The organism is Nonomuraea sp. NPDC049269 (assembly GCF_043197155.1).
GTDB lineage: Bacteria > Actinomycetota > Actinomycetes > Streptosporangiales > Streptosporangiaceae > Nonomuraea.
Genome location: NZ_JBICSO010000010.1, coordinates 426,927 through 453,116, shown reverse-complemented (window position 1 = coordinate 453,116; position 26,190 = coordinate 426,927). Strand labels below are relative to the sequence as shown.

Genomic DNA, 26,190 nt, shown 5'->3' with positions numbered 1-26,190 from the left:
TGAGTTATAGAACGATCGGAGGATGGCATGCGCAACCTGTTGCCGTGGCGTGAGCCGGTCCCGCTGGACGGGACGATGGGCGAGCCCCGAGCGCGGGGCCGGTTCGGCGAGTACGGCGGACGGTACGCGCCGGAGTCCCTGGTGGAGGCGTGCCGCGAGGTGGACGAGGCGTTCCGGGAGGCCTGGGCGGATCCGGGGTTCCGCGGCGCCCTGGCGCGGCTGCTCGCCGTGCACGTCGGGCGGCCGACCCCGCTCACACCGGTCCGCCGGCTGTCGGAGGCGCTGGGCGTGCGGCTGTACCTCAAGCGCGAGGATCTCACCCACACCGGATCCCACAAGATCAACAACGTGCTGGGCCAGGCCCTGCTGGCCACCCGGATGGGACGGCGCAGACTGATCGCCGAGACGGGCGCGGGCCAGCACGGGGTGGCCACCGCGACCGCCGCCGCGCTGCTCGGGCTGGAGGCCACGGTGTTCATGGGCGAGCGCGACATCGAGCGGCAGGCGCTGAACGTCTTCCGGATGCGCATGCTGGGCGCCGAGGTGGTCCCGGTGACCACGGGCAGCCGTACCCTCAAGGACGCGACCAGCGAGGCCATGCGGCACTGGGTGGGCGCGACCGGCGACTCCCACTACTGCATCGGCTCGGTCGTCGGGCCGGATCCCTACCCTTGGATGGTCAGGGAGTTCCAGCGGGTCATCGGTGACGAGGCCCGCGGGCAGTGCGCCGCCGAGCTGCGGACCGGCGTCCCGGACTATGTGGTCGCGTGCGTCGGCGGCGGCTCCAACGCGGCCGGCACGTTCGCCGGATTCGCCGACACCCCGGCGCGCCTGGTCGGTGTCGAGGCCGAGGGTGGCGCCGGGGCGGCCCGCGGCCGGCTCGGCGTCCTGCACGGCTGCCGCTCGCTGTTCCTGCAGGACGACGACGGGCAGATCACCCAGGCGCACTCCATCGCCGCCGGGCTCGACTACCCGGGAGTCGGCCCGGAGCACGCCCACCTGCGCGACCTGGGCCGGGCCCGCTACATGACGGTGACCGACGACGAGGCGGTCGACGCGGCGGTACGGCTGGCGCGTACCGAAGGCATCGTCCCCGCGCTCGAATCGGCGCACGCCCTCGCCTGGGTGATCCGCGCGGCGGGCGCCGGTGACCTGCCCGCAGGATCGACGGTGCTGATGACGTTGTCCGGCCGAGGCGACAAGGACGTCTCGACCCTGAAGGAGCTGCTGTGAACGCCACCCAGGTAGAGCGCCACCTCCGTGCCCGCCGGGACACCGGCAGAGGCCTGCTCATGCCGTACGTCACCGGGGGGATCACGCCCGGCTGGACGGACTATCTGCGGGCCTTCGCCGCCGCCGGGGCGGACGCGATCGAGGTCGGCCTGCCCTTCTCCGACCCCACGCTGGACGGCGTCACCATCCAGCAGGCCGGCGACACGGCACTGGCCCGGGGGGCGAGCGCCCGCCGGATCCTCGCCGACCTGTCCGGCCTGCCGGACCTGGGCGTGCCGCTGGTCGTCAGCACCTACTACAACCTGGTGCTGAACGACGGCCCCGAGGCGTTCTGCGCCGCGCTGCGCCGGGCCGGCGTCGGCGGCCTGATCGTGCCCGACCTGCCGATGCACGAGGCGGACGAGCTGACGGACGTGGCCGCCACCGCCGGGATCGAGCTGGTCCTGCTGGCGTCCCCGGCGACGCCGCAGCCGCGGCTGGCGGAGATCTCGGGCCGCAGCCGCGGATTCGTCTACGCGGTGTCGCTGATGGGCACCACCGGTGAGCGGGCCGGCCTCGCCGCTTCGGCGGCGGAGCTCACCGAGCGGATCAGGCGCGTCACCGACCGGCCGGTCTTGCTAGGATTTGGCATCTCCACCCCGGACCAGGCACGCGAAGCCCGCCGGCACGCCGACGGCGTGGTGGTCGGCGCCGCGGTCATGCGGCGGGTGCTCGACGGGGCTGGGCCGGACGACCTGCGGGCCTTCCTCGCGACCCTGCGGCAAGCCCTCGACCAGGAGTGTGACCGACCACGATGACCCTCGACGCCGGACACGAGGCGAGATATCGCGCCATCGCCGCCGACCTCGCCGCGAAGATCCGGTCGGGACACTACGCCCCCGGTGCGGCCCTGCCGCCGCAACGGGAGCTGAGCGCCTCCTACGGGGTGACCCTCATGACGCTGCGCCAGGCGCTGCGGGAGCTCAGCGACGAGAAGCTGATCGTGCAGCAGCCCGGCAGGGGCACGTTCGTCGCCCCGCCGCACCTGGCGTACCAGCTCGACTCGCTCCGCAGCCTGGTCGACGACCTGCGGAAACAGGGCCACGACGTGCGCACCGCGGTGGCCGGGCGGGCGGTGCGCCGGGTCCCCGCCCGGATCGCCGCGGAGCTGCGGCTGCCTCCCGGCGACACCGCCCTGCGGCTGGAGCGGGTCCGTGAGTTCGCGGGACGTCCCGCCGTACACCAGGTGTCCTGGGTCCGCCGGCCGGTGGCCGACCAGATCCGCGACCGCGACTTCACCGCCGTCTCCCTCTACACGGCCCTCGCCGACGCGGGAGTGACGGTCGCCCAGGCGTCCGAGGTGGTCCGGCCCGGTCTGCTCGACCCCGCGGCCGCCCGCCACCTCCACGAGCCGCAGGGCAGCCCGGTGCTCGTCAGCACCCGGATCACCTACACGCTCGACGCCACGCCCGTCGTGTCCGACCATGCCACCATCCTCGGCAGCATGATGGAGATCCGCACCGAACGCGCCGCCACCGGCCTCTCTCTCACCTGGGGCGCCACCAGCTGAGAGCCTGTGTGCGGTCCATCCCACCGTGGCGACGAGCAGGATCACGCCCCGTCATAGGTCGTAGTCATAAACGGCCAATGTCAGCGTTCCGGGGCGCTGCAGGTACTCGGGGATGGACGTCTCCAGCCGGACCCTGATCGTTGTCGTCTTCTCACTGCGCGGCCGTTTGCCCATGTCGAGGTAGCCGGCTCCGCTGGTGGTCGGCGGGGCGGAGCAGTCGATGGAGCCCTTGACCGGGCGCCCGTTCACCCACAGCTTCTGGTTGAGCCGCTCGGCGAGGCCGTCCCCGCAGTAGGTGACGATGGCCAGGCCGCGGCCCCTGTTCGGCACGGTGAGTGTCACCTCGCGGGTGCCGGGCCAGGTGGTGCTGCCCTTGGTGACCAGGCTGAGGTCCTTCCCGATCTTCGCGGGCGGGTCGACCGGGGGCGAGGCGGTTTTTATTGTGGTCGGCGGCGTCCACTCATACACGCCGAACCGCCATTTTCCCGGAAGCGTGCTCCCAGGGTAGGGCTTGACGGTGAATCTCACCGTCCGCGTCCCGGCGGGGAAGGGCTGCATGTCGGCCGCTTTGCCCCGCGCGCACGAGTTCATCAGAAACAGCGGCAAGTCCTTGTTCAGGCCCGGCACCCGGGCTCTGACCTGCGGTGGCGCCGCTTTGGGGGACGGGCAGTCGGGCAGGATGGCCACCGGCTTCCCGCTCACCTCCACTTGGAACGTCCTCGATTCTTCGCGCGACGGGTCGAAGGTCGCCGTGGCGAGCCTGCGGTAGAGGGTGCCGTCGGACTCCTCGTACTGGATCGGGAGCTTCTCGGTCACGTTCGCGGTGGTCGGCTGATCGACTTGGTCCGGCCCGCGCAGGCTGACGACAGTTCCCGCGGCGACGACCGCGACGGCGACAGTGACAGCGGCAGTGACGGCCGACAACCGGCGCCGCCGCGCGCCGCGCGTCCCGGCCCGCAGTGAGTGCCACGGGATCGGGCGGTCGAGCGCGGGACGGCTGCGCTCGTCCAGCAGGTCGCGGAGTTCTCCCTGGTCGATATGCATGGCGCTACCCCCTCCTGTCGTACGCGAACGACTCGTCCACCCGAAGCTTGGCCAGCGCCCTGCTCGCCTGACTCTTGACCGTCCCGACGCTGCAGCCGAGCGTCGAAGCGGTCTGGGCCTCGGTCAGGTCCTCGAAATACCGCAGCACAACGACGGCCCGTTGCCGGGCGGGCAAGCGGCCGAGTGCCTGCCAGACAAGTTCGCGGTCGTCGGCCTGTCCCATGTGGTCGGCCGCCCGCGCCTGGTCGGGCGGCGACTCGCTGGTCAGCTCGGCCTGTCTCCAGCGGCGCCGCCACCAGGAGACGTGCAGGTTCACGATGATCTTGCGGACGTACGCCTCACGCTCCTCGCCCAGGCGTGGCCAGGCCTGCCACGCCTTGAGCAGCGCTGTCTGCACCAGGTCCTCGGCCGCTCCCCAGTCACGGGCGAGCAGGTAGGCGGTGCGGAGCAGCCGGTGCCACGACGCCTCGACGAACGCGTCGTACTCCGATCCATCCGCCATGTACGGTCCTTCCTCAGGCGACAGTCACCCGCCCTTACGCCGCCGGAGGCACAGAAGGTTGCTCAGTCTCAAGAAGTAGTTCATGATCGTTCTCGCTCTGATTTCCCAGTTGCCGGAGGGCGAGTTGCGCGGCGGCGATTCCGACCTCGGCCAGCAGTCCGGGCGCGGCGGATTGGTCTGTGGCCACGGTGAGGGTGCCGCCGCGGCTGATGGCCGGGCGGTCGTGCCAGGTTGTCCCGGGCAGGTCGATGGCTCCGGTGCAGTGTGTGCGAAGGGCGCTGCGGTGCCACTGCACCGCGGCGCGCCAGCCGGGCCATGACGGGTCAAGAAGATGCTGTACACGGCGTTCGGCGTCGGTTTTTCGCTCGTTTGGGGCGCATGCGGCGGAGATCTGGATGAGTTCGTGCCCGGGCGGGGCCAATGTGGGGTCGGCGAGGCTGTAGCGGGCGGCGTAGATTCGGTCATCGAGGTCCAGTACCCGGAACCAGTCGGGACCGCTGCCGGCGCGTGCGGACCCCGGCGCCCGGCCCGAGCGGGTCGCAGTCCCGCCGCGCCGCCCTCGCGAAAATCGACCAGGAACTCCACACCATCGAAAACCTCGCTACCCACTATGAGCCCTGAGTTAAAGCACCGCGTCCGCGGGTGGAGAGCATGAGGGCGGCGACGACGAGCGTGCCCGCGCAGATCCAGATCGCCGCACCGACGGGAGTTGCCGTGAGGTGGCCGCATCATCTTGGTCGCGTCCGTTGTGACTGTGGCGGAGGTCGGGGGCGAACCGGTCAGGCTTCGCGCTGCTGCTGAAGTTCTTCGAGGTGGATGCCCGGTTCCCTGAATTGCTTGCGGTGGCGTACGTGGCCCAACAGGTCAATGACCGCATCGAGCCTCCGACCCCGAGCCGGCTGCCGGCGTCGATGGTCGGTCGGAGCGGGGCCGGCCGCTCCGGACCAGGTGGTGTCGATTCAGAACGGTTGTTCTTCATGCAGGGGAGCCTCCCAGGCGGCGGTGATGTCGCGTGCGACATCATGGAGGAGGTCGATGAGCAGGTCTGCGAGTGGTGTGAGGCTGGCGTCTGTTTTGGTCACGGCGTAGAGCCGGCGGTAGGGCCTGGGGTGGGCCAGTTCGCGATGGGTGGTGCCAGGCGCATGGGTCAGGGCCAGGCGCGAGACCAGGGCCACTGCGATGCCGGTGCCGACGAGGGCCTGGGCGACGTCGTAGGACTCGGTCTCGAACCGCACCGTGGGAGTGAAGCCGGCCGCGCGGGCAGCGTCGTGGAACTATCCGCGGGCGGCATGGCCGGCCAGGATGGAAACCCACGATTCGTCGCACAGTTGTTCCAGGTGAAGTTCGCTGTCCGCGGGCTGCCCGGTGGCCAGTGGATGGTCATCGGGGAGAACCACGACCATCGGGTCCAACAGGAGCGAGTGGGCCCGTACGTGTGGGGGCGGCGCGAGCGGCGTGCCCCAGGACGCGACGATGGCCACGTCCAGGCGCCCCGCGCTGATCTCGTCCGTTCCGCGTCCGGACACCACGTCTACGACCGAGACGTCGGCGTCCGGATGGCGGTGGCGCAGCGCCGTCAGGGCCGGTGGCAGCAGGTGCAGGGCAGCCGCCTGGAACGTCCCGATCCGCAGACGGAGCGAGAGGTGACCGAGCAGTGCGGCCAGTTCCGCCTCGGCCCTGTCCGATGCCTCCTCCACAGTTCGACCGTGGGAGGCCAGCAGCGCACCGGCCGCGGTGAGCGTTGCCCCGCGAGGACCACGGATGACCAGCGGCACCTGCCAGTCGCGCTCGGCCTTGACCACCTGCTGTGTGACCGCCGCGGGCGTGAGCCGGAGTGCGTGAGCCGCCGCCGTCAAGGAGCCGTGCCGCTCGATCAACGCGAGAAGGCGCAGCTGTCCCGGATCCACCACCATTCACTAATTCTAATGCTGCACCCTCCTGTTTTAACTTGTCTTAGGGGTGCGGGACGGGAAGCCTGATGGGGCACCCATCGGCCGCAATCCCCGGAAGGGGTTCTTTCCCATGCCCACGCATGTGCCCGTTTTCATCGCCACCACCTTGCTGCTGGCGATGCTGCCAGGCGCGAGTCAAGCCCTGATGATCCGGCAGGTTCTGGAAGGTGGCCAACGTACGCTCCGAGGCACGCTCGCGGGCAATGCCAGCGGCTTCCTGCTGTGGTCCACGGCCGCCGCGGCCGGGCTGTCCGCCGTCCTGCTGGCCAGCCCCACCGCGTACGCGGTGCTCCGAATCGCAGGCGGCATCGTGCTGATGATCCTCGGGGTGAAGACGCTACGGACCGCGCTCACCAGCGTCTCCACCCGCCCGCCCCGCGAGGGCGGGCGGCGCACTGGATTCGCGGGCGGATATCTCACCGGCCTGAGCACCAACCTCGGCAACCCCAAGGCGGGCGTGTTCGCCGTCTCGGTGCTGCCTCAGTTCGTGACCGCGAACGGCCCGGTGTTCCTGTCGACCGTCGCCCTGGGAGCCCTGTGGGCGCTCGTCAGCGCCTCCTGGTACATGTTGCTCACCTGGGCCGTCGGCCGAGGGCGCGCCCTGATATCGCAGCCGACCGTCCTGCGGGGACTCAGCGTGACCACCGGCGTCGTCCTGCTGGGGCTGGGCGCCGCGGTGGCGGCAGGCTTCTGAGCCGGTACAGGTCGCCGGGCGGTGCCCGTAGATCCGCGGCTGGCCGATGCCGCGGTATTCCTCGCTGGAGGCCGTCGCGCATGCGGCTGGTGTGGAGGCGGCCGTCCAGGTGGTCGAGTTCGTGGGCGACCAGCCGGGCCAGACGAGCTTGCTCTCCTTGGCCGCCATCGCGAGCGCGGCCCGGAGCCGACAGGCCCGAATCAGCCGATCGGTGGTGCGAGGTATTCCAGCGCATAACCGTCGCCGGAGGGGGTTACGCGGGCGATGCCGGGTGAGTCGAGGTGGGCGCCGGCCACGAAGTGGTGTGGTTGGGTCAGTTGTTCGAGGAGGGCCGCTCGCGCGGCGCGGGCCTGGGACTGGTTGCCGTCGAGCTCCCAGGAGACGTTCGGCTGATCGAATTGGAGCGTGGGAACGTGAACGGTGTCGCCCCAGACGAGAAGGTGGCCGGTGCCGCTCCTGACGTCGTAGACGGTGTGACCGGGTGTGTGGCCCGGTGCCGGGATCGCGGTGGTCCAGTCGTTGATCGCGATCTTCTCCGACACGGGTACGACCCGGTCGCGGATCGGCTCGAGCCGCCCCGTGAACACCGAGGTGTCGCCCGCGCCGATCCACACGCGCTCGAGCTCGGTGAACGCCTCTGAACCGTCCGGCGCGATCAGGCCGCTCACGTGGTCTTCGTGCTTGTGGGTGATGGCCACATCGGTGACCTGCGCGCGGTCGATTCCCGCTTCGTCGAGCGCGTCGTAGATCAATCCCATGGTGGGGTCGTGCCAGGCGTTGGACGCGCCGGTGTCGATGAGAAGCGACCGCGTGCCGTCGGTGACGAAGAAGGCGTTGACCGACAGCCGCAAGTTGTCGCCGGCCAGCGGGACGGCGGCCGGCAACTCATCGAGCGTGCGCCCATCCTCGTCGCGGAGCCGTGTCGGCGGCATGTCGATGTACCCGTCTCGCAATGAGATCACCTGCAGCTCGCCGAATTCGAACGTGGCATGGTGCTGGCCACTCGAGATCAAACGCATGGAACCTCCGTCGTGTGCGCGTGTCTTCGATAGAAGACCATATCTTCTTTAGGAGAAACCCTACACTGTGGGCAGCGAGATACCCATCGATCGAGGAGCACGGTGGTCGAGCAAGACGGAAACGCGGCGGCCGAACCACAGCACGGTGACGACCTGGCCGGCGCGTTCGGCGGTAACGTGCGGCGACGCCGCGAGGAGGCGGGCCTGACGCTGGAGCAGCTGTCCACACAGTCGTCGGTCAGCCGGGCGATGCTGTCCAAGGTCGAACGCGGTGAGAAGAGCCCGACGATCGGCGTCGCGTCCAGGATCGCCCACGCGCTCGACGCGTCGCTCTCGGACCTGATCGGTGCGCCCGCTGCTGCCGCGTCTGGTGTGGCCATTGTCATGCGAAAGAACGATCGCCCCGTTTTCCGTGACCCGGAAACCGGCTTCGAGCGGCACATGGTGTCAGCGGCCCCGGGCGCGGGAGAAGCCGAGATGGTCGTCCACTACCTCCCCGCGCAGGTCTCTACCGGGCTGCTGCCCGCGTATCCGCCGGGTACGGAGAAACAACTCGTGGTGCTCGAAGGCACCCTCACCGTCGCGATCGGCGGGATCAGCGAGACCCTGAACACTGGCGACTCCCTGTTCTTCCAGGCCGACGCGGACCACGGCTTCGCCAACCGAACGAACGCTCCCTGCGAATACATCATGGTCATCTCGCGCAGAACCTGAGCGGCGTGTCGGTCCGATGCACTCCCCGTTCGTCCACCGCATTTCCCGGCGATGTCCGAACGGGGAAGGCGCCTGCCTGCGACCCCGGCACGGCCGATGGAGGCCACCCGGAGAATCGGGCCACGTGCCGATCTATCCGAGCACCGGGTAGTTCGCGCGGAACACGTTGTGCGGGTCACGGGCCCGCTTGATCTCCCGCAGCCGCGCGAGCGCGCTGCCGGAGAAGGACTTCGCCGCCGTTTCACCGGGGGACAGCAGGGTGTACGGCTTGCGGCCGCTGATGTAGGCCTTCAGGTCGGCCACGACCTCGGCCTGCTTGGCGCGCGTCGCATCGGCCACGTGCGGCAGGCCGAGACCCAGCAGGCCGAGCAGGTACGGCTCAGCCACCGCGCCGCTCGCACCGGCCCCGCCGCCCGGCTCGGCGAGCGCCCCGCCCAGGTGCCTGATCTGCACGTTGATGAGCGGTTCGACCGGCTTGGCCAGCAGGAGCTCCACCGCGTCCGCGTCCAGGCCGGTGAGCAGCTCCGCACGAGCGATGGATGGGGCCGGATCGGTGGGCTCGGCGGTGATGTCACCCAGGTCGGCAACGGAGACGACACCGCGGCTGTCGGAGATCGCGCCCCCGATCTTGTCGATGCGCACCAGCAGGTCCTCCCCCTGAGCCGCCTCACCCAGGTAGGCCAGATCCAGCGTCACCATCGGCGACGCGCCGGGTGGCTGGAGCCGGTTGATCCAGACACTGAGCTCACGTGGCGCCTCGGCGGTGATCTCCAGGAACGCGTCGTACACCTCCCTGGTCCGGTGCTCCGGCCAGATCACGCGCCCGCCGTACAGAACCGGCGCGGGATACAGCTCGAGTTCGAGGGCGGTCACCACCGCGAAGTCCCCGCCACCGCCGCGCAGCGCCCAGAACAGCTCGGGATCGGACTCGGCGGTCACCCGGCCCGGCTCGCCATCGGCGTCCACGATGTCGATAGCCCGCACACTGTCGGAGGCGAAGCCGTACTTGCGGCTGAACCAGCCGACCCCACCGCCCAGGGTGTAGCCGGTCACGCTGACCCCCGGCGCGCTGCCGGACAGGCCGGTCAGACCCAGCGGACCGGCCGCCGCCAGCACCTGCCCCCACTTCACGCCCGCGCCCACCCGGACCACGCGCTCCTCCGCGCGTACCTCCACCGCGTTCAGCAGGCCGGTACGCAACAGGATCAGGCCTTCCACATCACCCGAGGCGCCATGCCCGCTCGGCTGCGCGGTCACCGTCATACCCGCCCGCCGCGCGTAACGCACGAGCGCCGCCACGTCATCGGCATCCGCGGCCTCCGCCACGGCCGCCACGGGCTGCCTGACAGTCAGATTCCACGCGGTGGCCGCCTGTTCAAAGCCGTCGTCACCGGGCAGGAGCACGCGCCCCTTGAGGACACCGCGCAGATCGTTGATCGTCATCGTCGTCTCCCTTTTCGAGTTGTCAGAAAAACCGTGCTGCACTGCGAGGACGTCAGGCGGGCTGCGTGGCGGGCGCTGGGGTGGCGGTCTCCTGGGCCTTGCGCGCCTTGCTGGTCTCGCGGAGGGTCAGCAACCCCGTGACCGCGATCAGCGCCGAGGTCAGGCCGTGGATGCCGAACGCGGCGGCCGTGGATCCGTGGTGGGCCAGGACGTTGACCATGTCGCCGAACGGGGCGACGGCCACCATCAGCAGGACCCAGCCCAACGGGCGGCGGTGGCCCGTCACCAGCAGGATGCCCATGGCCAGGCCCATCGCGATCTCGCGGCTGCCCTTCACGATGGAGAAGCCGCTGCCGTCAGAGGGCCAGTTCGCCAGCCCCGGGAAGGTGGTCCCGAGGGGCAGGACGAAGGACAACCCGAGGTAGAGGGTGAACAGGACGACGACGGTGGCCAGGACGGTGTTGAGCTTCTTCAGCGACATGGTTCTTCTCCTTTGATGTTCAGACTGGGCAGGGGTTCAGCCGCGGACACGGCGGATGTGGCGGGCGTAGCGAGGGCGGCCGATGACGTGCCAGATGGCGCGGACCGGGGTGGGGAGTCCGCTGAGGACGATGGCGCGCTCGGCCGGGTTCGCGTCTTCCAGGACGGCGCCGAAGAGCGTGAGCAGGGTGAGTTTGGGGGTGTTGTTCACCAGGTGGTCGCCCAGAGAGGCCCACTCCTGTTCGGTGATGTGCTTGGCCGCGAGTGGGAGGAGGGTGGCCTCCTCGTCGTCGAGGTGTTCCATCAGGACCGCGCGGTGCTCGGTGAGGGCGGCCACGAGGGTGTCGCGTTCGTCGGCGCCCGCGGTGGCCTCCCATGCGGGGACCGCGGCGTCCAGCCTGGTCAGGGTGACCGCGATGCGTTCGTGCTGGGCCTGCATGCGCAGGACGATGTCGGCCTCCAGATCCACCCGGGAAAGGAGCGGCGGCCACAGCAGCTCGTCCTCGCCCTCGTGATGGTTGTGCAGGCCCATGCGGTAGACGCGGAAGTGGTCGGCGATCACCTCGGCGCGAGCGGTGTCACCCGGGGTGACGGCCGCGACGAGCTCCACCAGCAGCCGTGACTCACGGCGGAGCACGCGGTGGACGATCTCCATGTCCTGGGTGTTGACGCTCATCTGTTCCTGCCTCTGCTGGATTGCGACCGGGGCGGTTGCGATGCGTTCAGACTGCTCCGGGGTATTTGGAGGGGACTTGGAGCCGACTTGGAACCGTCCACGTATGATGTGCGGATCATGGTCTTCATCCGGGTGCTGGGCCCGTTCGCAGCCGAGGTGAACGGTGAGACCGTCCACCTCGGCGGGCCGCGGCAGCGGGGCGTGCTGGCGTTGCTGGTGGCGGCGCGTGGGCATCTCGTGCCGGTCGACCGGATGATCGAGAACCTGTGGCGCGGGGAGCCGCCCGCGCGGGCGCTGATGTCCTTGCAGGCGTACGTGTCCAACCTGCGCCGGCTGCTGGAGCCCGGACGTCCGCCGCGCACACCGGCCCGGCTGCTGGTGAGCGCGCCGCCCGGTTACGCGCTGCGGCTGCCGCCGGAGTCGGTGGACGCGTGGCGGTTCGAGGACCTGCTCGACCAGTCCCGTACGGACACCGACCCGCGCGTCGCCCAGGCTCGGCTCGCCGAGGCGCTCGGACTGTGGCAGGGACCGGCGTTCGCCGAGGTCGCCGACGAGCCGTGGGCCGCCGCCGAGACGGCCCGGCTGAACGAGCTGCGCCTGGTCGCCACCGAACTACACGTCGCGGCGGGTCTGCGAATCGGCGACCCCGCCGCGGTGGTCCCCGAGGCCGAGCGGCTCACCCGCGACGAGCCCCTACGCGAGGAAGGCTGGCGGCTGCACGCCCTGGCACTGTGGAGCAGCGGCCGCCAAGCCGACGCGCTGGCGACGCTCCGCCGCGCCCGCGGCATCCTCGCCGAGGAGCTCGGGCTCGACCCTGGCCCGGACCTGACGGCCTTGGAGGAGGCGATCCTCACCCAGCGCACGGACGTCATGCGCGAGACCGTGCCCCCGCGACCGCCGACCGCACCGCTGCCGCGGCCGGCGCCGATCATCGAGGCGCCGTTCTTCGGACGCGAGGCACAGCTGTCGGCACTGGTCACGGCCGCCACCGAGGCCGCCACCGACGGCGCCCGCATCGCCCTTGTCACCGGCGAGGCCGGGCTCGGCAAGTCGACGCTGCTGGACCACCTCGGCAGGCGGCTCGAACGTGACGGGTGGCTGGTCGCCGTCGGCCGCTGCCCCGAGATCGACAGCGCGCCGCCCGCGTGGGCCTGGACTGAGGTGCTGAGAGCCGCCGCCGCGACCACGTCCCCGGGCGAGTTCGCGGACGACCTCGCGCCGCTGCTCACCGACACCGGACCGGCGGACGACGACGCCACCGCCGGACGGTTCCGGCTGCGCCAAGCCGTGTGGATGTGGCTCGCGGCGGTCGCCACGGAACGCCCGGTCGCCGTCGTGCTGGACGACCTGCACTGGGCGGACGCCGCCACGCTGGAACTGCTCGGCGGCGGCCTCGGCATGCGGGCCCCGATCCTGGTCGTCGCCGCGTACCGCGCGGACGAGAGCGGGCACCTCACCGAAACGCTGGCCTCCCTCGCGCGCGCCACGCCCCTCCGCCTGGCGCTGCCGGGGCTGAACGACGAGGCCGTCGCGGAGCTCGTACGGACCGAATGCGAGGCCGACGAGGAGACCATCGCAGGGATCGCCGAGCGCACCGGCGGCAACCCGTTCTACGTGCGCGAAAGCGCCCGGCTGCTGAACGGCGAAGGCGCGCTGGTCGCCCTCTCCGAGGTCCCCGAAGGCGTACGGGACGTCCTCCGCCGCCGGCTCGCGCGCCTGCCCGAAGGCGGCGTGTCCATCCTCCGGCTCGCCGCGGTCGCAGGCCGGGAAAGCTCAGTGGACGTTCTCGTCAAGGCCGCCGACACCGACGAGGACGGCGTGATGGACGCGCTGGACGCGGGCGTCATCGCCGGGCTCCTCGACGAGCCCGGCCCAGGCCTCATCCGCTTCGTCCACGCCCTCGTCAGGGACACCCTCGTCGCCGACCTCAGCCGCCTCCGCACAGCCCGCATGCACGCCCGGATCGCCGCCGCTCTTGAAGGCACCGACGACATCGCGGCGCTGGCCCACCACTACGCGCGCGCCGGCTCACCGAAGGCCGTCGGCTACTGCGTCCAGGCCGCCGAGCTTGCCGAGGCCCGCTACGCCCACGACGTGGCGGCCGACCTCCTCACCGACGCCGTCACCAACTCGACCGGACCGGACGAACGCGTCGAACTGCTCGGCAGGCTCTTGCGCGCGCAGATCCGGGCGGGAGCCGTCGGAGCCGCCCGCGAGACACGCCGTGAAGCCGTGGAGTACGCGGAGTCCCTGGGCCGCGACGACCTGATGATCGCCGCATTCACCGCGTGGACAGAGCCGACCCCCTGGCAGGCCCGTACGTACGGCACAGTGGACCGGCCCATCGTCGACCGCCTGAGCCGCCTGCTGAAGCGCGAACTGACCCCTTCGGTGCGGTCCCGGCTCCTGACGGCGTACGCGCACGAACTGATCGGCGAGGACGACCCGACCGTTCTGGAGGCAGCGCAGGAGGCACTCGACCTCGCCACCGGACCCCGGCTGCGGGCCGCGGCACTCGAGATCCTGGCGGAAGTCCACGGCGACGCCGAGCTCTGCCGGGAGCTCGTGGAGATCGGCACCGAGCACGACTTGCCGGTCTACCGCGTCAGCGGGCTGCTCAACCATGCCAACGTCGCCGCCGCCGCCAACGACCCGGTGACCATGCACCAGGTGACCACCGAGGTCCTGGAGCTCGCGCGCACTTACCGAATGCGCGAGGCGGTCGCCGTCGCCGAGATCATGCTGGCGACCCTGGCGCTCATCGAAGGCCGATTCGCCGACGCCGAACTCCTCTACATCAAGGCCGACGAGGGCATGCGCCGCGCCGGATCGGTGCACACGGGCTTTCTCCAACTCGCCCTGGCCACGATCTGGCTGAACGACGGCACACTCGGTGCGCACCTGGACGACGTTCGCGCCCTCCACGCCGCGCTCGGCCCCATGACCTCCGACCTGCTCGCGCTCGCCCTCCACGCCAACGGCCTGGACGCCGAAGCCCGCGAGGTCCGCGCGTCACCCAGCCCGATCCGCCCCGACTTCTTCTTCACCTTCCTCACAACGTTGCGCGCGATGGCCATCGTCGCCTTGAACGACCGCGACGCCGCCGAGGAGATCTACGCGACGCTGCTTCCGCACCGCAACGGCCCCCCGGCGGGCGCCACGAGCCTGTCGGTGGCGCTGCGCCCGGTCGCCCACACCCTCGGCGAGCTGGCCGTCCTCCTCGGCCGCGACCACGAGGCCGCCGCTCACTTCACCCGGGCCGCCACCATCGCCGACCACTGGAACGCACCCCTCTGGGCCGCCGAGGCCCGGTTGCGAACGACCACCTAGCCTCTGCCCATGGTGCCGCACAGCTGTGACACAGAATCTGCATTCTCTGTCACGAGTCGAGAAGGTGGCCAGCGGAGATGGACCAGTGGGCTCGCGCCGGAGAGGTCCTCTCCCTCAACATCGAAGACCTCGACCTCGAGTTCCGGCGCGCCCGCATCACCTCCAAGGGCGGCGCAATCGAGCACGTCCACTGGCATCCGGTACCGCCCGCCTGCTGCGCGGCCGTACCAGCGGCCAGGTCTTCCTCGCCGACTGTCGCGCTTCCACCTTCGGATCGCGCGCTCCCGCTGTCGCGGACATCTGCTCTGCGGCACCTGGCCGCCGATGGACGGACCGCTCCCGAACCGCAGGCCAAATCCCGCCACCAGCACCTCGGAAGCCTGGGCCGCTGCGTCCGGCTCGGCGAGGAGACCTCCGCCCGTGTCACCGCCGAAGCCGACCCAGCCGCCCGCCGTCGCACACGCTAACGACCATTCCAAACGTCAAGATCATTCTCAGCGCTAGCGGCTGTACCACTGTGCCTCAACCCCGTAGTCGCCGGGGCGAAGCGGTTCGTGGCGTTGACAAGGGCGATGAACGTCGCCAGTGCGGTGAGCTGTTCGTCGTCGTAGTGTTTGGCGGCGTTGGCCCAGGCCTCGTCGGACGCTGTCGGCGATGCGGGTGCCCTGTTCGGTCCCCTCAGACGCCAGATCTCCCGCTGAATCGCCGTCAACACGTTGGCCGCGACCCGGCACTATGGCGGGATCAGGCGATGAGCAGGCGCAGGCCGAGCTCTGCCGCGTCGAGGCCGGAGAGGTCGCGGTTGCGCGCGGCCCACCGGCCGGATGCGAGGTCATCACGCAGACTGTGCACTGCCCGCTGCTCGGCGTCCGGGCCGACCCTGGCCCAGATCGACATGCCGCGGCGGACATGCTCGTCCAGGTATGCCTCGGGCCGGCGCCAGAAGGCGTGGTAGAAGCCGTCAGCGCAGTCCCACGGAACGAGCACCGGTTCGGTCCGAGCTCCGATCGCACCGACCAGTTCGGTCAGCGAAGGCCGGCCAGCCCAGAGGCCGGCGAACTCCGGCAGGTGGTCACGATTCAGCCAGAAGAGATCGGCGTCACTGGCGTCGCAGGTGAACACGACCACGCGGCGAGCGACGCGGCGCATCTCGCGCAGGCCCGCGATCGGGTCCTGCCAGTGATCGATGGTAGCGAAAGCCATCGCGGCGTCGAAGGACTGGTCCTCGAACGGGAGACTCTCCGCGGTGGCATCGACGCATGGCGCCGCGCCTGCGGGGCGCTGCGCCCGCATGACCGCCGATGGCTCTACCGCAGTCACGTCGAGGCCGGGAGGCTCATAGGACCCGGTGCCGGCCCCAACGTTCAGCACGGTCCGCGCATCGCCGAGCGCGGTCCAGATCTGCTCGGCGATCCGCGGCTCGGTGCGCCGCGTCACGGTGTAGGCAGCGCCGATGGCGTCATACAACTGCGCGCTGGACATCAGACTGCCTCCATCTCCGTCAGCAGATCTTGAGTCGATATATCGAAAAGTTATGATGCAACGCCGTTCAGACACCAGATCTTCCGCTGAATCACCGTCAACACGTTGATCCAACAGGGAAGACATCGACCCGTTCGTGACGGAACGCGCGGCACGTTTCCTGGCCGAGACCGGCTACGGGCACGTCCAGGTCGTGCTCGGCGATGTCGAGCACGTGGTGTCCCCGCCCCAGAAGGGCAGGATCTTCATCAAGCGTCACACGCAGCTGATCCTTTCCTGGGACCGAAACACGACACCCGCTCAACTGCAGTCGGCACGCCCCCGGAGGCGTGCCTCTGTGACAACCACTGCGGTTCGGTTCCAAGAAAGCCTGGGCCGTTGTGCTGGGCAACCAGGTCCTCCCTCGGCGCGGAGTCGGTCGGTGAGGAGGCGCCGGAGACGGCGGGCGCACGGTCTGGGCCAGCGTGATCGGCACCACGCCCGGCCTCATTGGCGCCCTCAGGGTGAAGCGGGTGGGCTCGAGCGCGTCCGGCCGCGGCCATGAGTCCGGCGGCTCTGGAAACGGACATGGCGGCGGCTGAATCCACGTCTTCAGCGCGACGACTGACAGCATCCCACTCCCAGCCCCGATCACGTTAGTCGCTGACCTCTTCGCGGGCGGCGTCCAGGACCCGTTGGGCGTCGCGCTCGAAGAAGCCTCGCGCCGCCAGGCACAGCAGGCCGCCGAGCACCATCGGCACGATCAGGACGTACATGGCCGTCACCAGCGACCCGCTGCGGTCGGAGGAGATGCCCACCAGCAGCGGCCCGAACGCGGCGCCCGCCGTGATGAGCAGCTGGAGCACTGCGAAGCCGAGCCCGCGCGAGTCGGCGCCGACCACGTCGGCGAGGGAGGCGGTCATGTTGGGGATGGCCGTCGCCGAGAGCAGCGACGAGACCAGCAGCAGAGCGACGAGCGAGGTCAGCGAATCCATGGAGAGGGCCACGGCCTGGGCCAGCGAGCCCAGCGTGATGCCGGTGCCGCCGACCAGGAGCCTGCCGCCCCTGCGGGTGGCGTGCATGCGGCGGCCGAGCCACGCCCCGATGAGTGTGCCGCCCACGACGCCGATGACGCTGATCATGCCGGACAGCGAAGCTGCGGCCCCGGCGCTGACTCCGTAGTTCCTGACCATGAGGCTGGGCATCCAGAACGCGATCCCGGCCAGGCCGAGGGTGAGTGCCATCAGCCCGACGCAGACCATGGTGAGGGTGGGGATCTTCAGGACCTCGCGGAACTGCCTGCCGAACCGCAGGCGGCCGGTCAGCCTGGCGGCGAGATGCGTCACCTGCCCCGGACGCGGCCCGGCGGCTTCGGGCACGGGCTGCGGCTGATCGGAGCCATGGGCGATCACCCGGTCGAGGAAGCCGCGCGCCGGCTCCCTGAGCCACCAGACGACCAGAGCCGTGAGCACACCCGGAATCGCCATGAACATGAACGTGGCACGCCAGCCCATGGCCTGGCCCAGCACGCCGCCGAGCGCGGTGCCGATCCCGCCGAGGTAGGTGGTGATGCGCACCAGACCGTAGGCCTTGGCGCGGGTGAGCGGGGGATAGTAGTCAGCCAGCAGGCTGCCCGAGGCGGGATTGTCGATGTTCTCCGCCGCCGCGAGGAGTACGCGCATCGCGAAGAACATGGCGAACCCGGTGGCCAGTCCCGAGCCGAGGGTCGTCAGGCCCCAGCAGAAGACGACAATGGCGATGATGCGGGTGCGGTTGTAACGGTCGGCCAGGTATCCGGCGGGCAGGGCGACGGCCGCCGCGGCGGCCGCGGCCGCTGTGGGAATGGCCCCGGCGGCCGTGTCGCTGATTCCCCACTCTCGCTGGAGCAGCGGCAGCACTCCGGACAGGAGGTTGGCCTCGATCCGGTCGACCAACCCGACCAGGAACAGAACCACCAGGGGCGCCCACCCGTAGGGGGCGAGGTCCTTCGCGCTGATTCCCCGGCTCAGCGGCGTTCCAAGGCGCCGACGCCGCTCCGCAACGACCTCGGCCATCGCACTCTCCTCCGCTGTACCGCCGGGAACAAGCTAGAAGCAATTTCTAAAATCCGGTTCTAGCTGAGTGTGAGGTAAATGACAACCCTCCTTCACGATCGTTGACTCGGGGGCCAGGTGGGTGGCCGAGGTCACGGCCGTACTCGTGAACGCGCCCACTAGCGTGTCACCGCACAGACGACGCCCACATCGCCGACACGAATTCCTCCAGCGGCTTCAGGAAGGGTTCAGATCAAGGTGCCGCTGCGGGCGCAGGTCCTCACCAGCCGCCGGGGCCCGCGGAATATGACGAGTTGGTGTTGGTGGATCGCTCACAGGACCGCCGCCAGCGAATCCAGTGACACCAGGTAGTCGGTGCCTACCGGCGTGAGGACGGCGCTGGTGACGCCTGCGTCGAACAAGTCCGCCAACCTGGACCGCGCCTGCTGCGGCGTGCCTGCCACGGCGAGCTGACGTACCCACTCGTCTGGCAGGGCGTGGGCGAACTCCTGAGGGCCGTCGCAGCGCGAGCGAAGGGTGACAAGATCGTCGTGGAAGGGCAGCGGGGCGATGTGGGGGCGCCAGTCCATTTCGCCGACCACTTCGAGGGCTGGGCGGACAACTGCCAGTGCGGCAGAGGCGTCGTCGTCGACTGCCGCGATGTTGTAGGCGACCAGACGGTGAGGGCGGGTGGGGGCGATCTGCCGGAGAGCCTCTCGCACGTAGGCGGGTGTCACCGGTTCCGCGAGGAGCGTGCCGTCAGCCACGTGACCGGACAGGGCCAGGGACTTGGGGCCGCGCACGCCGGCCAGGACCGCAGGGGCTGCCGCCGGTGCGGCGCTCTCGTGCAGTCGCATTCCGTCGATGCGTACGTACCGCCCGTCGTGATGAACGAGTTTGCCGCTCAGCAGGGACTTCAGGAGGGTGATGTACTCGGTCAGAAGGGTGAGGGGGCTTTTGGGCCATGCGCCGACGCTGCGCATCCAGGACGGCATGCCGTGGCCGACGGCGATGTCGATGCGGTGGGGATGCAGCTGAGCGAGGCTTGCGATCTCCATCGCGGCGAAGGCCACGTTGCGGGCGGCGGCCGGCAGCAGTCCCACGCCGACGCGGATCCGCGTTGTGGCGGCGAGGACGGTGGCTGCCTGCACCAGTCCTCCTCCGCTCACGATGTCATCCTCGGCCAGCCACTCCGGCAGAGGCGGCCGGTCCGAGATCGTGGAGGTCGGCTGCCTGGCGCGCTCTCGACCCCACGGCAACCATGGAGCCGGGACTGGCAGTTGTTTAAGAGCCACATTTCAGCAATTGGCTCTCGCTCGGTAGTCACGGACGATCGGGTATGAGGAGCCCCTGGCCACCGGCGACAGCGATTGGCGGCCTCCCGAACCTGACGAACGCACGACCGCGCTGGTGACCTGCACCAGCGGCACCAAGCGGCGCCCCAACGGCGTCGAGGTCTCCCACCAGGTCAGCCAGAACGGCTGTGCGGAAAATACCGCCGCCGCACCGTGGGATCCGGCCGGCAACCGCCGTCAGGGGCTCGACCGCTTCATTCCTGAGCGGAGGCCCGCGCTTTCAGGCGCCCGCCGGTCCGCTGTAGTCGGTGGCGGCATAAACCTGCAGAAGCCTCTCGACTCCGTGCTGGAAGGTCTCGCAGATCAGCGCCGGGTCGAACAGGCAGCCGGCGGCCATGGCGCCGTCGCGCATCATCACGAAGTGGCGGGCGGCGGGCTCGGCGCCGGTCTCCTGGATCTGCGTCAGCAGTTCCGTGACGGTTTCCAGGAACCATTGGCGGTGGGCGAGCACGGCCTTGCGCACTGGGGACTCGGGGTCGGGATACTCGGCGGCAGCGTTGAGGAAGGCGCATCCCCGGAAGCCGGGGGACTGGATGCTTTGGGCGATGGAGTTGCTGAGGGCCCGGATGGTGTCGGCGGCCGGTAGCCCGGCGGCGACGGCCTCGTCCGCCTGACCCCGCATGGCCTGGTCGACCTCGTTCAAGTAGGCGAGGACAAGGTCTTCCTTGCCGGGGAAGTGCCGGTAGAGGGTGGCCCGCGTCACCTGCGCTTCGGCGACGATGCGATCGATGCCGACGACGTGGATGCCTTCCGCGTAGAAGAGCCGGGTGGCCGTGTTGAGCAGCCGGGACCGCGCTTCGGACGGCCGACCTACGGATTGGCTGGACATACCCACCACCCTAGCGGATAGAACGTTCGGTCTTGACAGACTTCGCCGCAGGTTGCCATGCTGTGCCGCGACAGAACGTTCGGTCTACTCGGGGCCGTCCTGGTACCTGGTCAGCAGGCAGGACCAGGCCATCGCTGGTCGCCCACCTGATGGAGAAGGCCCACCACGGGCCGCGCTGAACCGCTCTCCACATCGCTCATCCACCGAAAGGATCATCATGAGCACTATCGCTGCTTCGCCCGATATTTCCGGGACCGCGTCCGCACTGCGGCGGCTGTACTTCGTCCGGTTCGCGTTCGCCATCGTCTGGGCCCTCGTGATGTTCACGACCGCCTCGAACCTGGGTCCGCTCGCGGTCGCTCTGCTCGTGCTCTACCCGCTGTTCGACGTGGCCGCCGCCATCATCGACGCCCGCGCGTCGCGCACCACCGGATCACCTGCCCTGCTGTACGTGAACATCGCGGTCAGCCTGATCACCGCCATCGGCGTGGCCATCGCCTGCGCATCCGGTATCCCGGCGGTGCTGCGCGTGTGGGGCGCCTGGGCGGTCGTGGCCGGGCTGGTCCAGCTGATCGTGGGCGTCACCCGCCGCAAGATGGGCGGCCAGTGGCCGATGATCATCAGCGGCGGCATCTCCGTACTCGCCGGTGCGTCGTTCATCGTCGGCGCCTCCGCGGACAGCCCGACGCTGATCAACGCGGCCGGCTACGCCATCCCTGGCGGCATCTTCTTCCTCATCTCGGCCTTCCGTCTCGGCCGCGCCGCGAAGGGAAACTGACATGGACGGCAACACTTACGACGTCGTCGTCCTCAAGGTCGGCCCGGTCGGGGAGAACGTCGCCGACCGGGTGGTGCAGGGCGGGCTCAGCGCCGCCATTGTCGAGCGCGAGCTCGTCAGTGGGGAATGCTCATGCTGAGGCTGCTCCACAGCGGCCGCCGTCCGTGACTGTAGCCGAACCTCGGCTCGTCGCAGGCGCTGACCTGCGACTTCCGCTCCACTCCACAAGAACTTGCTACACAAGTCTTCCGAATCACAATAAAAGTGTGGCATTTTGAGGAGCGTGTACACGGAGAAGCGAGAAGCACCTCCTGAGAGTTCCGCACTCCCAGGGCTGGCAGGCGTGGTGGGCGGCGGCCGCATGGGCGCCGGCATCGCCCACGCCCTGCTGCTGGCCGGAAGCGCGGTCACGCTGGTCGAACGCGACGAGCAGGCCGCGGCCGGCGCCCGTGACCGGGTGGCCCGAGCGATGGCGGACAGCGCACGGCGCGGCCTGGTCACGAACACCGACGAGATACTCACCCGGCTGGCCATCGTCACCAGTCCCGCCGAACTGCGGGACGTGGGGCTGGTCATCGAGGCGGTGCCCGAGAACCTCGATCTCAAGCTCGTGACGCTGCGAGCCGTCGAGGAGGCGATCGCGCCCGACGCGACCATCGCCTCCAACACCAGCAGCATCTCCCTCGACACGCTGGCCGAGGCCCTCGGCAGGCCCGAACGCCTTCTCGGGCTGCACTTCTTCAACCCCGTCCCGGCGAGCAAACTCGTCGAGGTGGTCATCGCGACCGCCACCGCACCGGCCCTCCAGAAGCACGCCGTCGCCTGGGTCGAGGCGCTCGGCAAGACGGCCGTGATCGTCAGGGACGCTCCCGGCTTCGCCAGCAGCAGGCTCGGTGTCCTGCTCGGTCTGGAGGCGATCCGCATGGTCGAGTCCGGGGTGGCCTCGCCCGCCGACATCGACGCCGCCATGACTCTCGGCTACGGCCACCCGACCGGCCCGCTGCGCCTGACCGACCTCGTCGGCCTGGACGTGCGACTGGGGATCGCCCGCTATCTCGAAAGCGAGCTCGGTCCCCGTTTCACCCCACCGGACCTGCTGATCCGGCTCGTTGAGCAGGGCCACCTGGGACGCAAGACCGGCAAGGGCTTCTACGACTGGAGCGAATGATGAACACGGTGCAGAGCTACCTGGAAGGGTCCTGGCGAGCCGGCCGCGGCGAAGGCGTCCCCGTCGCCGACGCGGTGACCGGACAGCTGGTGGCCCGGGTCAGCGGCGAAGGGCTCGACCTCGCCGCCGTCGTGGCCTACGCCCGCCGTACCGGCTTGGCCGCGCTCGGCGAGCTGACCTTCCCGCAGCGGGCCGCCGCGCTCAAGGCAGTCGCCCAGACGTTGCAGGAACGCAGGCAGGAGCTGTACGACCTGTCCGCGCGGGCCGGCGCCACCAGGAGTGACGCCGCCGTTGACGTGGACGGCGGCATCGGCACCGCCCTCGTCTATGCGAGCCTGGCCCGCAAGAACCTGCCCGACCACACGCTCATCGTCGAGGACGACCCGATCCCGCTCGGCAAGGGCGGCACGTTCGCCGGCCGTCACCTCCTCACCACGCCCCGCGGGATCGCTCTGCAGATCAACGCGTTCAACTTCCCCGTCTGGGGCATGCTGGAGAAGCTCGCGCCCGCGCTCCTGGCCGGGGTGCCCACCATCGTCAAACCGGCCACCCCGACCGCGTACATCGCCGCGCACGCCGTGCGGATCATCGCCGATGCGCTCCCGCCGGGTGCGATCCAGCTCGTCGCGGGGAGCATCCCCGGCCTGTTCGACCTACTCGGCGGGCAGGACCACATCGGCTTCACCGGCTCGGCCGCCACGGCTGCGCGGCTGCGCTCCGACCCGGCGGTCACGCGCCGCTCGGCGCGCTTCAACGCCGAGGCCGACTCGCTGAACTGCTCCGTGCTTGGGCCGGACGCCGTCCCCGGGCAGCCGGAGTTCGACCTGTTCGCCGATGCCCTGGTCACCGAGATGACCGTCAAAGCCGGACAGAAGTGCACCGCCATCCGGCGCGCGTTCGTCCCGGAGCAGCTCATCGACGCGGTGTCAGAGGCGGTCGAGGCCAGGCTCGACCGGGTCGTCGTGGGCGCGCCCGGCGCCCCAGGCGTGACGATGGGTGCGCTCGTCGGTCTCGCCCAGCGTGACGACGTGCGCGCCGCGGTCGCCCGGCTGGCCGCGGCCGGGTCGATCGTGTGGGGCGACCCGGCCAAGGTCGAGGTGGTCGGAGCCGACGCCGAGCGCGGCGCGTTCCTGTCGCCGCTGCTGCTGCGCGCCGACGACACCGGCCGCACGGAACCCCACGAAGTGGAGGCGTTCGGCCCGGTCAGCACGCTGCTGCCCTATCGCGACCTCGAACAGCTTCACGAGCTGATCGCACGCGGAGAGGGCTCCCTGGCGGGCTCGGTCGTCTCACACGACCGTGACTTCGTGCGGCAGGTGGTGCTGGGCGCGGCCGCCTACCACGGCCGCATCCTGGTGCTCGACCGCGACAGCGCGGGCGAGTCCACCGGCCACGGCACGCCCATGCCTCAGCTCGTTCACGGAGGGCCCGGCCGTGCGGGCGGCGGCGAGGAGGAGGCCGGGCTGCGCGCCGTCCACGCCCACCTGCAACGCACCGCCATCCAGGGCCATCCGGCAACGCTCGACACCATCATCAGCAAGGAGTAGCCATGACCACCGACTCCCGTACCGGCGCCGCTCCCGCGCCCTCCGGCCCGCTCAACCGCGTGGACTACAGTGAGCGCATCCCCAACAATGTCGACCTGGCGAGCGACCGCCGCCTGCAGCGTGCGCTGGAGAGCTGGCAGCCCAAGTTCCTGGACTGGTGGAGGCAGCTCGGTCCCGCCCTGCCGACCAAGGACGTCTACCTGCGCACCGCGGTCGCCGTGGGCCGCGATGGGTGGGCGCACTTCGAGCACGTCCCCATGGAGGAGTACCGCTGGGGCATCTTCCTGGCCGAGCGCGACCCCGACCGCACGGTTAACTTCGGCAAGCACAAGGGCGAGCCCGCCTGGCAGGAGGTGCCCGGCGAGCATCGCGCCGACCTGATGCGGCTCATCGTCGTGCAGGGTGACACCGAGCCGGCCTCGGTCGAGCAGCAGCGTGTCCTCGGCAACACCGCGCCCAGCATCTACGACCTGCGCAATCTCTTCCAGGTCAACGTGGAGGAGGGCCGCCACCTGTGGGCCATGGTCTACCTGCTGCACGCCTACTTCGGCAGGGAGGGCCGTGAGGAGGCCGAGCAGCTGCTCAAGCGCAACTCCGGCGACCTCGACGCGCCGCGCATCCTCGGCGCTTTCAACGAGGAGACCACCGACTGGCTGCAGTTCTTCATGTTCACCTACTTCACCGACCGCGACGGCAAGTACCAGCTCGGCACGCTCAAGGAGTCGGCGTTCGACCCCCTCGCCCGTACGTGTGAGTTCATGCTCAAGGAGGAGGCCCACCACATGTTCGTGGGCACCACCGGCGTGCAGCGGATCCTGGAGCGCACCGCCGAGCTCATGAAGGAGCACGGCGCGGCCGAGATCTTCCCGCACGGCGGTATCCCGCTGGACGTCATCCAGAAATACCTGAACTTCCAGTTCTCGGTCTCGATGGACCTGTTCGGCTCCGAGCAGTCGACCAACGCCGGCAACTACTTCAGCTCCGGGCTCAAGGGCCGCTGGATGGAGACCCGGCGCAAGGACGACCACGTGCTCCTCGACGCGACCCGCGAGGTGCGCTACATCGAGGACGGCCGGATCGCGACCAAGACCGTGCCGATGCTCAGCGCGCTCAACCTCGACCTGCGCGACGAGTACGTCGCCGACTGTGCCAACGGCGTGCGCCGCTGGAACCAGGCGCTGGAGGACGCCGGGCTGGAGGAGCGGCTGTACCTGCCGCACGAGGGCTTCAACCGTAAGGTCGGCGGGTACGCGGGGCACCACGTCACCCCGCAGGGCGATGTCGTCGACGAGGCCGCCTGGCAGGCCCGCGCCGCCGAGTGGCTGCCCACGCCCGAGGACCGCGAGCAGGTCGCGGCGCTCATGGTGCCCGAGTACGAGTACGGCAAGTTCGCCGGCTGGATCGCCCCGCCGAAGACCGGCATCAACGACCAGCCGGTCGAGTTCGACTACGTGCACCTCGCCGACGAAGGACTCGTCTAGTGCCGCGTGGCGGCGCCGGAGTCCATGAGGTCCCACTCGGCCTGGGCGCGCCTGCGCCACCGGTCGCGCAGGTCGTGGAAGACGGTCGCCGCCCGGGGCCCCGGCCAGTCGTGGTCGAGCAGCTCGGCGGGCAGGTCGGGGTCGAGGAACGGGAAGCGCCGCCATTCCTGGATGAGCAGCACCTGATGGACGAACGCCTCCCGGTCGGTGGAGACCACGCGGCCCTCGAAGCGTTCGATGAAGTCCAGGTAGCGCTTCTCGACGTCGTCGAGGTCCCAGGCGGCGTTGATCAGCTGGGTGATGTCGCCGATGTCGCTCGCCGGGCCGATCCAGGCGTGGGCCCGGTCGCCGAGGTCCAGCTCGCGGACGACGTCACGGACCGCGGCCTCCTTGGAGGCGTCGGGAATGACCCAGAGCGTGGGGGAGGGCGACCCGAGGCCGAGCCAGGTGAGCTTGGTGCGCAGCCGGTGACGGAGCCGGCGCTGGGTCTCCGGCACGCCGGCGGTGAGCACGAGCCAACGGCCGTCCCACGCGTGCGGCCTGCGCATGAAGCCGTAGATCCGCTCGGTGCCCTCGCGCAGCAGCCGTTCGCCGGCCTCGGTGAGGTTCCAGCGCACCTTGCGGCCGTGCCGCACCGAGGCCAGCAGGCCTTCGGCGCAGGTGCGCGACAGGGCCTGGCGCGCGGACTTCTCCTCGACGCCGAGGGCGCCGAGCGCGTCGATCAACGTGCCCGTCCAGACCTCGCCCCGGCGCGGCAGGACGAACTCACCGAGAACCGTCAGCAGCAGCGAGCGGGCGCTGGCCGAGGTCTTCCCGGGCTCGTGCCCGGCGGGCTCCGCCGCCTGACCGATGTCCGTGCGCGGTTCGCGCGGGGTCACGTGGCCCTCCTGTCATTCGACGCG

The 26,190-nt window shown here is 70.2% G+C and carries 23 protein-coding genes and 1 pseudogene; 12 read left to right on the top strand and 12 right to left on the bottom strand.

What is annotated here, in order from left to right:
• Positions 1–27: 27 nt before the first annotated feature.
• The 3 genes from trpB to ACGFNP_RS48465 are packed head-to-tail and all read left to right on the top strand — an operon-like array spanning position 28 to position 2,782.
• On the top strand, positions 28–1,233 hold the full coding sequence (gene trpB / locus ACGFNP_RS48475; RefSeq protein ID WP_358327568.1) for a tryptophan synthase subunit beta: 1,206 nt from the start codon (positions 28–30) through the stop codon (positions 1,231–1,233).
• The gene (gene trpA, locus ACGFNP_RS48470) at positions 1,230–2,030 is read left to right on the top strand and encodes a tryptophan synthase subunit alpha (RefSeq protein ID WP_358327566.1); all 801 of its coding nucleotides are present in this window, start codon (positions 1,230–1,232) and stop codon (positions 2,028–2,030) included. The genes trpB and trpA overlap by 4 nt, the downstream gene beginning before the upstream one ends.
• Positions 2,027–2,782 carry a GntR family transcriptional regulator gene (locus tag ACGFNP_RS48465; protein ID WP_358327565.1) on the top strand — a complete coding sequence of 252 codons (756 nt, stop codon included), beginning with the start codon at positions 2,027–2,029 and terminating at the stop codon, positions 2,780–2,782. The genes trpA and ACGFNP_RS48465 overlap by 4 nt, the downstream gene beginning before the upstream one ends.
• A 51-nt stretch (positions 2,783–2,833) precedes the next feature.
• Here the strand turns inward: ACGFNP_RS48465 and ACGFNP_RS48460 are convergent, their stop codons facing one another.
• From ACGFNP_RS48460 to ACGFNP_RS48450, 3 genes and pseudogenes are all read right to left on the bottom strand, one after another.
• Positions 2,834–3,826: a hypothetical protein gene (locus ACGFNP_RS48460; RefSeq protein WP_393329884.1), complete on the bottom strand. Its 993-nt coding sequence runs from the start codon at positions 3,824–3,826 to the stop codon at positions 2,834–2,836.
• A gap of 4 nt (positions 3,827–3,830) precedes the next feature.
• Positions 3,831–4,328, bottom strand: a complete 498-nt coding sequence (locus ACGFNP_RS48455) for a SigE family RNA polymerase sigma factor (RefSeq protein WP_393329882.1) — start codon at positions 4,326–4,328, stop codon at positions 3,831–3,833.
• A 959-nt stretch (positions 4,329–5,287) separates the two neighbouring features.
• Positions 5,288–6,241: pseudogene (locus tag ACGFNP_RS48450) on the bottom strand (LysR family transcriptional regulator).
• A gap of 109 nt (positions 6,242–6,350) precedes the next feature.
• Here ACGFNP_RS48450 and ACGFNP_RS48445 point away from each other — a divergent pair.
• On the top strand, positions 6,351–6,974 hold the full coding sequence (locus ACGFNP_RS48445; RefSeq protein ID WP_358327558.1) for a LysE family translocator: 624 nt from the start codon (positions 6,351–6,353) through the stop codon (positions 6,972–6,974).
• Positions 6,975–7,174: 200 nt separating this feature from the next.
• Here ACGFNP_RS48445 and ACGFNP_RS48440 read toward each other — a convergent pair whose 3' ends face one another.
• The gene (locus ACGFNP_RS48440) at positions 7,175–7,993 is read right to left on the bottom strand and encodes an MBL fold metallo-hydrolase (RefSeq protein WP_358327556.1); all 819 of its coding nucleotides are present in this window, start codon (positions 7,991–7,993) and stop codon (positions 7,175–7,177) included.
• 102 nt (positions 7,994–8,095) lie between these two features.
• Between ACGFNP_RS48440 and ACGFNP_RS48435 the strand changes: the two genes are divergently transcribed.
• Positions 8,096–8,707, top strand: a complete 612-nt coding sequence (locus ACGFNP_RS48435) for an XRE family transcriptional regulator (protein WP_358327554.1) — start codon at positions 8,096–8,098, stop codon at positions 8,705–8,707.
• Between the two features lie 132 nt (positions 8,708–8,839).
• Here the strand turns inward: ACGFNP_RS48435 and ACGFNP_RS48430 are convergent, their stop codons facing one another.
• Genes ACGFNP_RS48430 through ACGFNP_RS48420 form a run of 3 tightly spaced genes read right to left on the bottom strand, consistent with a single transcriptional unit; the run spans position 8,840 to position 11,306 of the window.
• Positions 8,840–10,150, bottom strand: coding sequence for an FAD-binding protein (locus ACGFNP_RS48430; protein ID WP_393329879.1), 1,311 nt, complete (start codon positions 10,148–10,150; stop codon positions 8,840–8,842).
• Between the two features lie 52 nt (positions 10,151–10,202).
• Entirely contained in the window at positions 10,203–10,631 is a 429-nt protein-coding gene (locus tag ACGFNP_RS48425; RefSeq protein WP_393329877.1) for a DUF4267 domain-containing protein, read from the bottom strand.
• A gap of 36 nt (positions 10,632–10,667) precedes the next feature.
• On the bottom strand, positions 10,668–11,306 hold the full coding sequence (locus ACGFNP_RS48420; protein ID WP_358327548.1) for a hemerythrin domain-containing protein: 639 nt from the start codon (positions 11,304–11,306) through the stop codon (positions 10,668–10,670).
• An 87-nt stretch (positions 11,307–11,393) separates the two neighbouring features.
• On the opposite strand from ACGFNP_RS48420, the gene ACGFNP_RS48415 reads away from it, so the two are divergent.
• Together ACGFNP_RS48415 and ACGFNP_RS48410 are read left to right on the top strand one after the other, a co-directional pair.
• Complete coding sequence (locus tag ACGFNP_RS48415; RefSeq protein ID WP_393329875.1) at positions 11,394–14,636, top strand: BTAD domain-containing putative transcriptional regulator; 3,243 nt, start codon at positions 11,394–11,396, stop codon at positions 14,634–14,636.
• Positions 14,637–14,713: 77 nt separating this feature from the next.
• Positions 14,714–15,103, top strand: a complete 390-nt coding sequence (locus ACGFNP_RS48410) for a hypothetical protein (protein WP_393329874.1) — start codon at positions 14,714–14,716, stop codon at positions 15,101–15,103.
• A gap of 277 nt (positions 15,104–15,380) precedes the next feature.
• Here the strand turns inward: ACGFNP_RS48410 and ACGFNP_RS48405 are convergent, their stop codons facing one another.
• From ACGFNP_RS48405 to ACGFNP_RS48390, 4 genes are all read right to left on the bottom strand, one after another.
• Entirely contained in the window at positions 15,381–16,118 is a 738-nt protein-coding gene (locus tag ACGFNP_RS48405) for a class I SAM-dependent methyltransferase (RefSeq protein WP_393329872.1), read from the bottom strand.
• Between the two features lie 635 nt (positions 16,119–16,753).
• Positions 16,754–18,151, bottom strand: a complete 1,398-nt coding sequence (locus tag ACGFNP_RS48400) for an MFS transporter (RefSeq protein ID WP_393329870.1) — start codon at positions 18,149–18,151, stop codon at positions 16,754–16,756.
• Between the two features lie 311 nt (positions 18,152–18,462).
• Positions 18,463–19,299 carry an LLM class flavin-dependent oxidoreductase gene (locus ACGFNP_RS48395; protein WP_393329868.1) on the bottom strand — a complete coding sequence of 279 codons (837 nt, stop codon included), beginning with the start codon at positions 19,297–19,299 and terminating at the stop codon, positions 18,463–18,465.
• Between the two features lie 406 nt (positions 19,300–19,705).
• A complete protein-coding gene (locus ACGFNP_RS48390) occupies positions 19,706–20,314 on the bottom strand; it encodes a TetR/AcrR family transcriptional regulator (RefSeq protein WP_358327536.1) in 609 nt (202 codons plus the stop codon).
• Between the two features lie 217 nt (positions 20,315–20,531).
• Here ACGFNP_RS48390 and ACGFNP_RS48385 point away from each other — a divergent pair, with 217 nt between their 5' ends.
• The 5 genes from ACGFNP_RS48385 (at position 20,532) to boxB (ending at position 25,288) form a co-directional block, all read left to right on the top strand.
• Positions 20,532–21,092, top strand: a complete 561-nt coding sequence (locus ACGFNP_RS48385; protein WP_393329866.1) for a hypothetical protein — start codon at positions 20,532–20,534, stop codon at positions 21,090–21,092.
• A gap of 1 nt (position 21,093) precedes the next feature.
• Complete coding sequence (locus tag ACGFNP_RS48380) at positions 21,094–21,231, top strand: hypothetical protein (protein WP_358327532.1); 138 nt, start codon at positions 21,094–21,096, stop codon at positions 21,229–21,231.
• Between the two features lie 144 nt (positions 21,232–21,375).
• Positions 21,376–22,260, top strand: a complete 885-nt coding sequence (locus ACGFNP_RS48375) for a 3-hydroxyacyl-CoA dehydrogenase family protein (protein WP_358327530.1) — start codon at positions 21,376–21,378, stop codon at positions 22,258–22,260.
• Positions 22,260–23,807 carry a phenylacetic acid degradation bifunctional protein PaaZ gene (gene paaZ / locus ACGFNP_RS48370; protein ID WP_358327528.1) on the top strand — a complete coding sequence of 516 codons (1,548 nt, stop codon included), beginning with the start codon at positions 22,260–22,262 and terminating at the stop codon, positions 23,805–23,807. The genes ACGFNP_RS48375 and paaZ overlap by 1 nt, the downstream gene beginning before the upstream one ends.
• A 2-nt stretch (positions 23,808–23,809) precedes the next feature.
• The gene (gene boxB / locus ACGFNP_RS48365) at positions 23,810–25,288 is read left to right on the top strand and encodes a benzoyl-CoA 2,3-epoxidase subunit BoxB (protein WP_393329863.1); all 1,479 of its coding nucleotides are present in this window, start codon (positions 23,810–23,812) and stop codon (positions 25,286–25,288) included.
• On the opposite strand, the gene ACGFNP_RS48360 is transcribed toward boxB, so the two are convergent.
• The gene (locus tag ACGFNP_RS48360; RefSeq protein WP_358327524.1) at positions 25,285–26,166 is read right to left on the bottom strand and encodes a PaaX family transcriptional regulator C-terminal domain-containing protein; all 882 of its coding nucleotides are present in this window, start codon (positions 26,164–26,166) and stop codon (positions 25,285–25,287) included. The genes boxB and ACGFNP_RS48360 overlap by 4 nt on opposite strands.
• Between the last annotated feature and the right edge of the window lie 24 nt (positions 26,167–26,190).

Excerpts from the sequence above, each read along its gene's own strand:
- ACGFNP_RS48390 (WP_358327536.1), bottom strand. The coding sequence starts at position 20,314 with ATGTCCAGCCAATCCGTAGGTCGGCCGTCCGAAGCGCGGTCCCGGCTG.
- ACGFNP_RS48400 (WP_393329870.1), bottom strand. The coding sequence starts at position 18,151 with ATGGCCGAGGTCGTTGCGGAGCGGCGTCGGCGCCTTGGAACGCCGCTG.
- ACGFNP_RS48425 (WP_393329877.1), bottom strand. The coding sequence starts at position 10,631 with ATGTCGCTGAAGAAGCTCAACACCGTCCTGGCCACCGTCGTCGTCCTG.
- ACGFNP_RS48420 (WP_358327548.1), bottom strand. The coding sequence starts at position 11,306 with ATGAGCGTCAACACCCAGGACATGGAGATCGTCCACCGCGTGCTCCGC.
- ACGFNP_RS48465 (WP_358327565.1), top strand. The coding sequence starts at position 2,027 with ATGACCCTCGACGCCGGACACGAGGCGAGATATCGCGCCATCGCCGCC.
- ACGFNP_RS48445 (WP_358327558.1), top strand. The coding sequence starts at position 6,351 with ATGCCCACGCATGTGCCCGTTTTCATCGCCACCACCTTGCTGCTGGCG.
- ACGFNP_RS48440 (WP_358327556.1), bottom strand. The coding sequence starts at position 7,993 with ATGCGTTTGATCTCGAGTGGCCAGCACCATGCCACGTTCGAATTCGGC.
- ACGFNP_RS48385 (WP_393329866.1), top strand. The coding sequence starts at position 20,532 with ATGAGCACTATCGCTGCTTCGCCCGATATTTCCGGGACCGCGTCCGCA.
- ACGFNP_RS48455 (WP_393329882.1), bottom strand. The coding sequence starts at position 4,328 with ATGGCGGATGGATCGGAGTACGACGCGTTCGTCGAGGCGTCGTGGCAC.
- ACGFNP_RS48405 (WP_393329872.1), bottom strand. The coding sequence starts at position 16,118 with ATGTCCAGCGCGCAGTTGTATGACGCCATCGGCGCTGCCTACACCGTG.
- ACGFNP_RS48410 (WP_393329874.1), top strand. The coding sequence starts at position 14,714 with ATGGACCAGTGGGCTCGCGCCGGAGAGGTCCTCTCCCTCAACATCGAA.
- trpB (WP_358327568.1), top strand. The coding sequence starts at position 28 with ATGCGCAACCTGTTGCCGTGGCGTGAGCCGGTCCCGCTGGACGGGACG.
- ACGFNP_RS48380 (WP_358327532.1), top strand. The coding sequence starts at position 21,094 with ATGGACGGCAACACTTACGACGTCGTCGTCCTCAAGGTCGGCCCGGTC.
- paaZ (WP_358327528.1), top strand. The coding sequence starts at position 22,260 with ATGAACACGGTGCAGAGCTACCTGGAAGGGTCCTGGCGAGCCGGCCGC.
- ACGFNP_RS48460 (WP_393329884.1), bottom strand. The coding sequence starts at position 3,826 with ATGCATATCGACCAGGGAGAACTCCGCGACCTGCTGGACGAGCGCAGC.
- ACGFNP_RS48430 (WP_393329879.1), bottom strand. The coding sequence starts at position 10,150 with ATGACGATCAACGATCTGCGCGGTGTCCTCAAGGGGCGCGTGCTCCTG.
- boxB (WP_393329863.1), top strand. The coding sequence starts at position 23,810 with ATGACCACCGACTCCCGTACCGGCGCCGCTCCCGCGCCCTCCGGCCCG.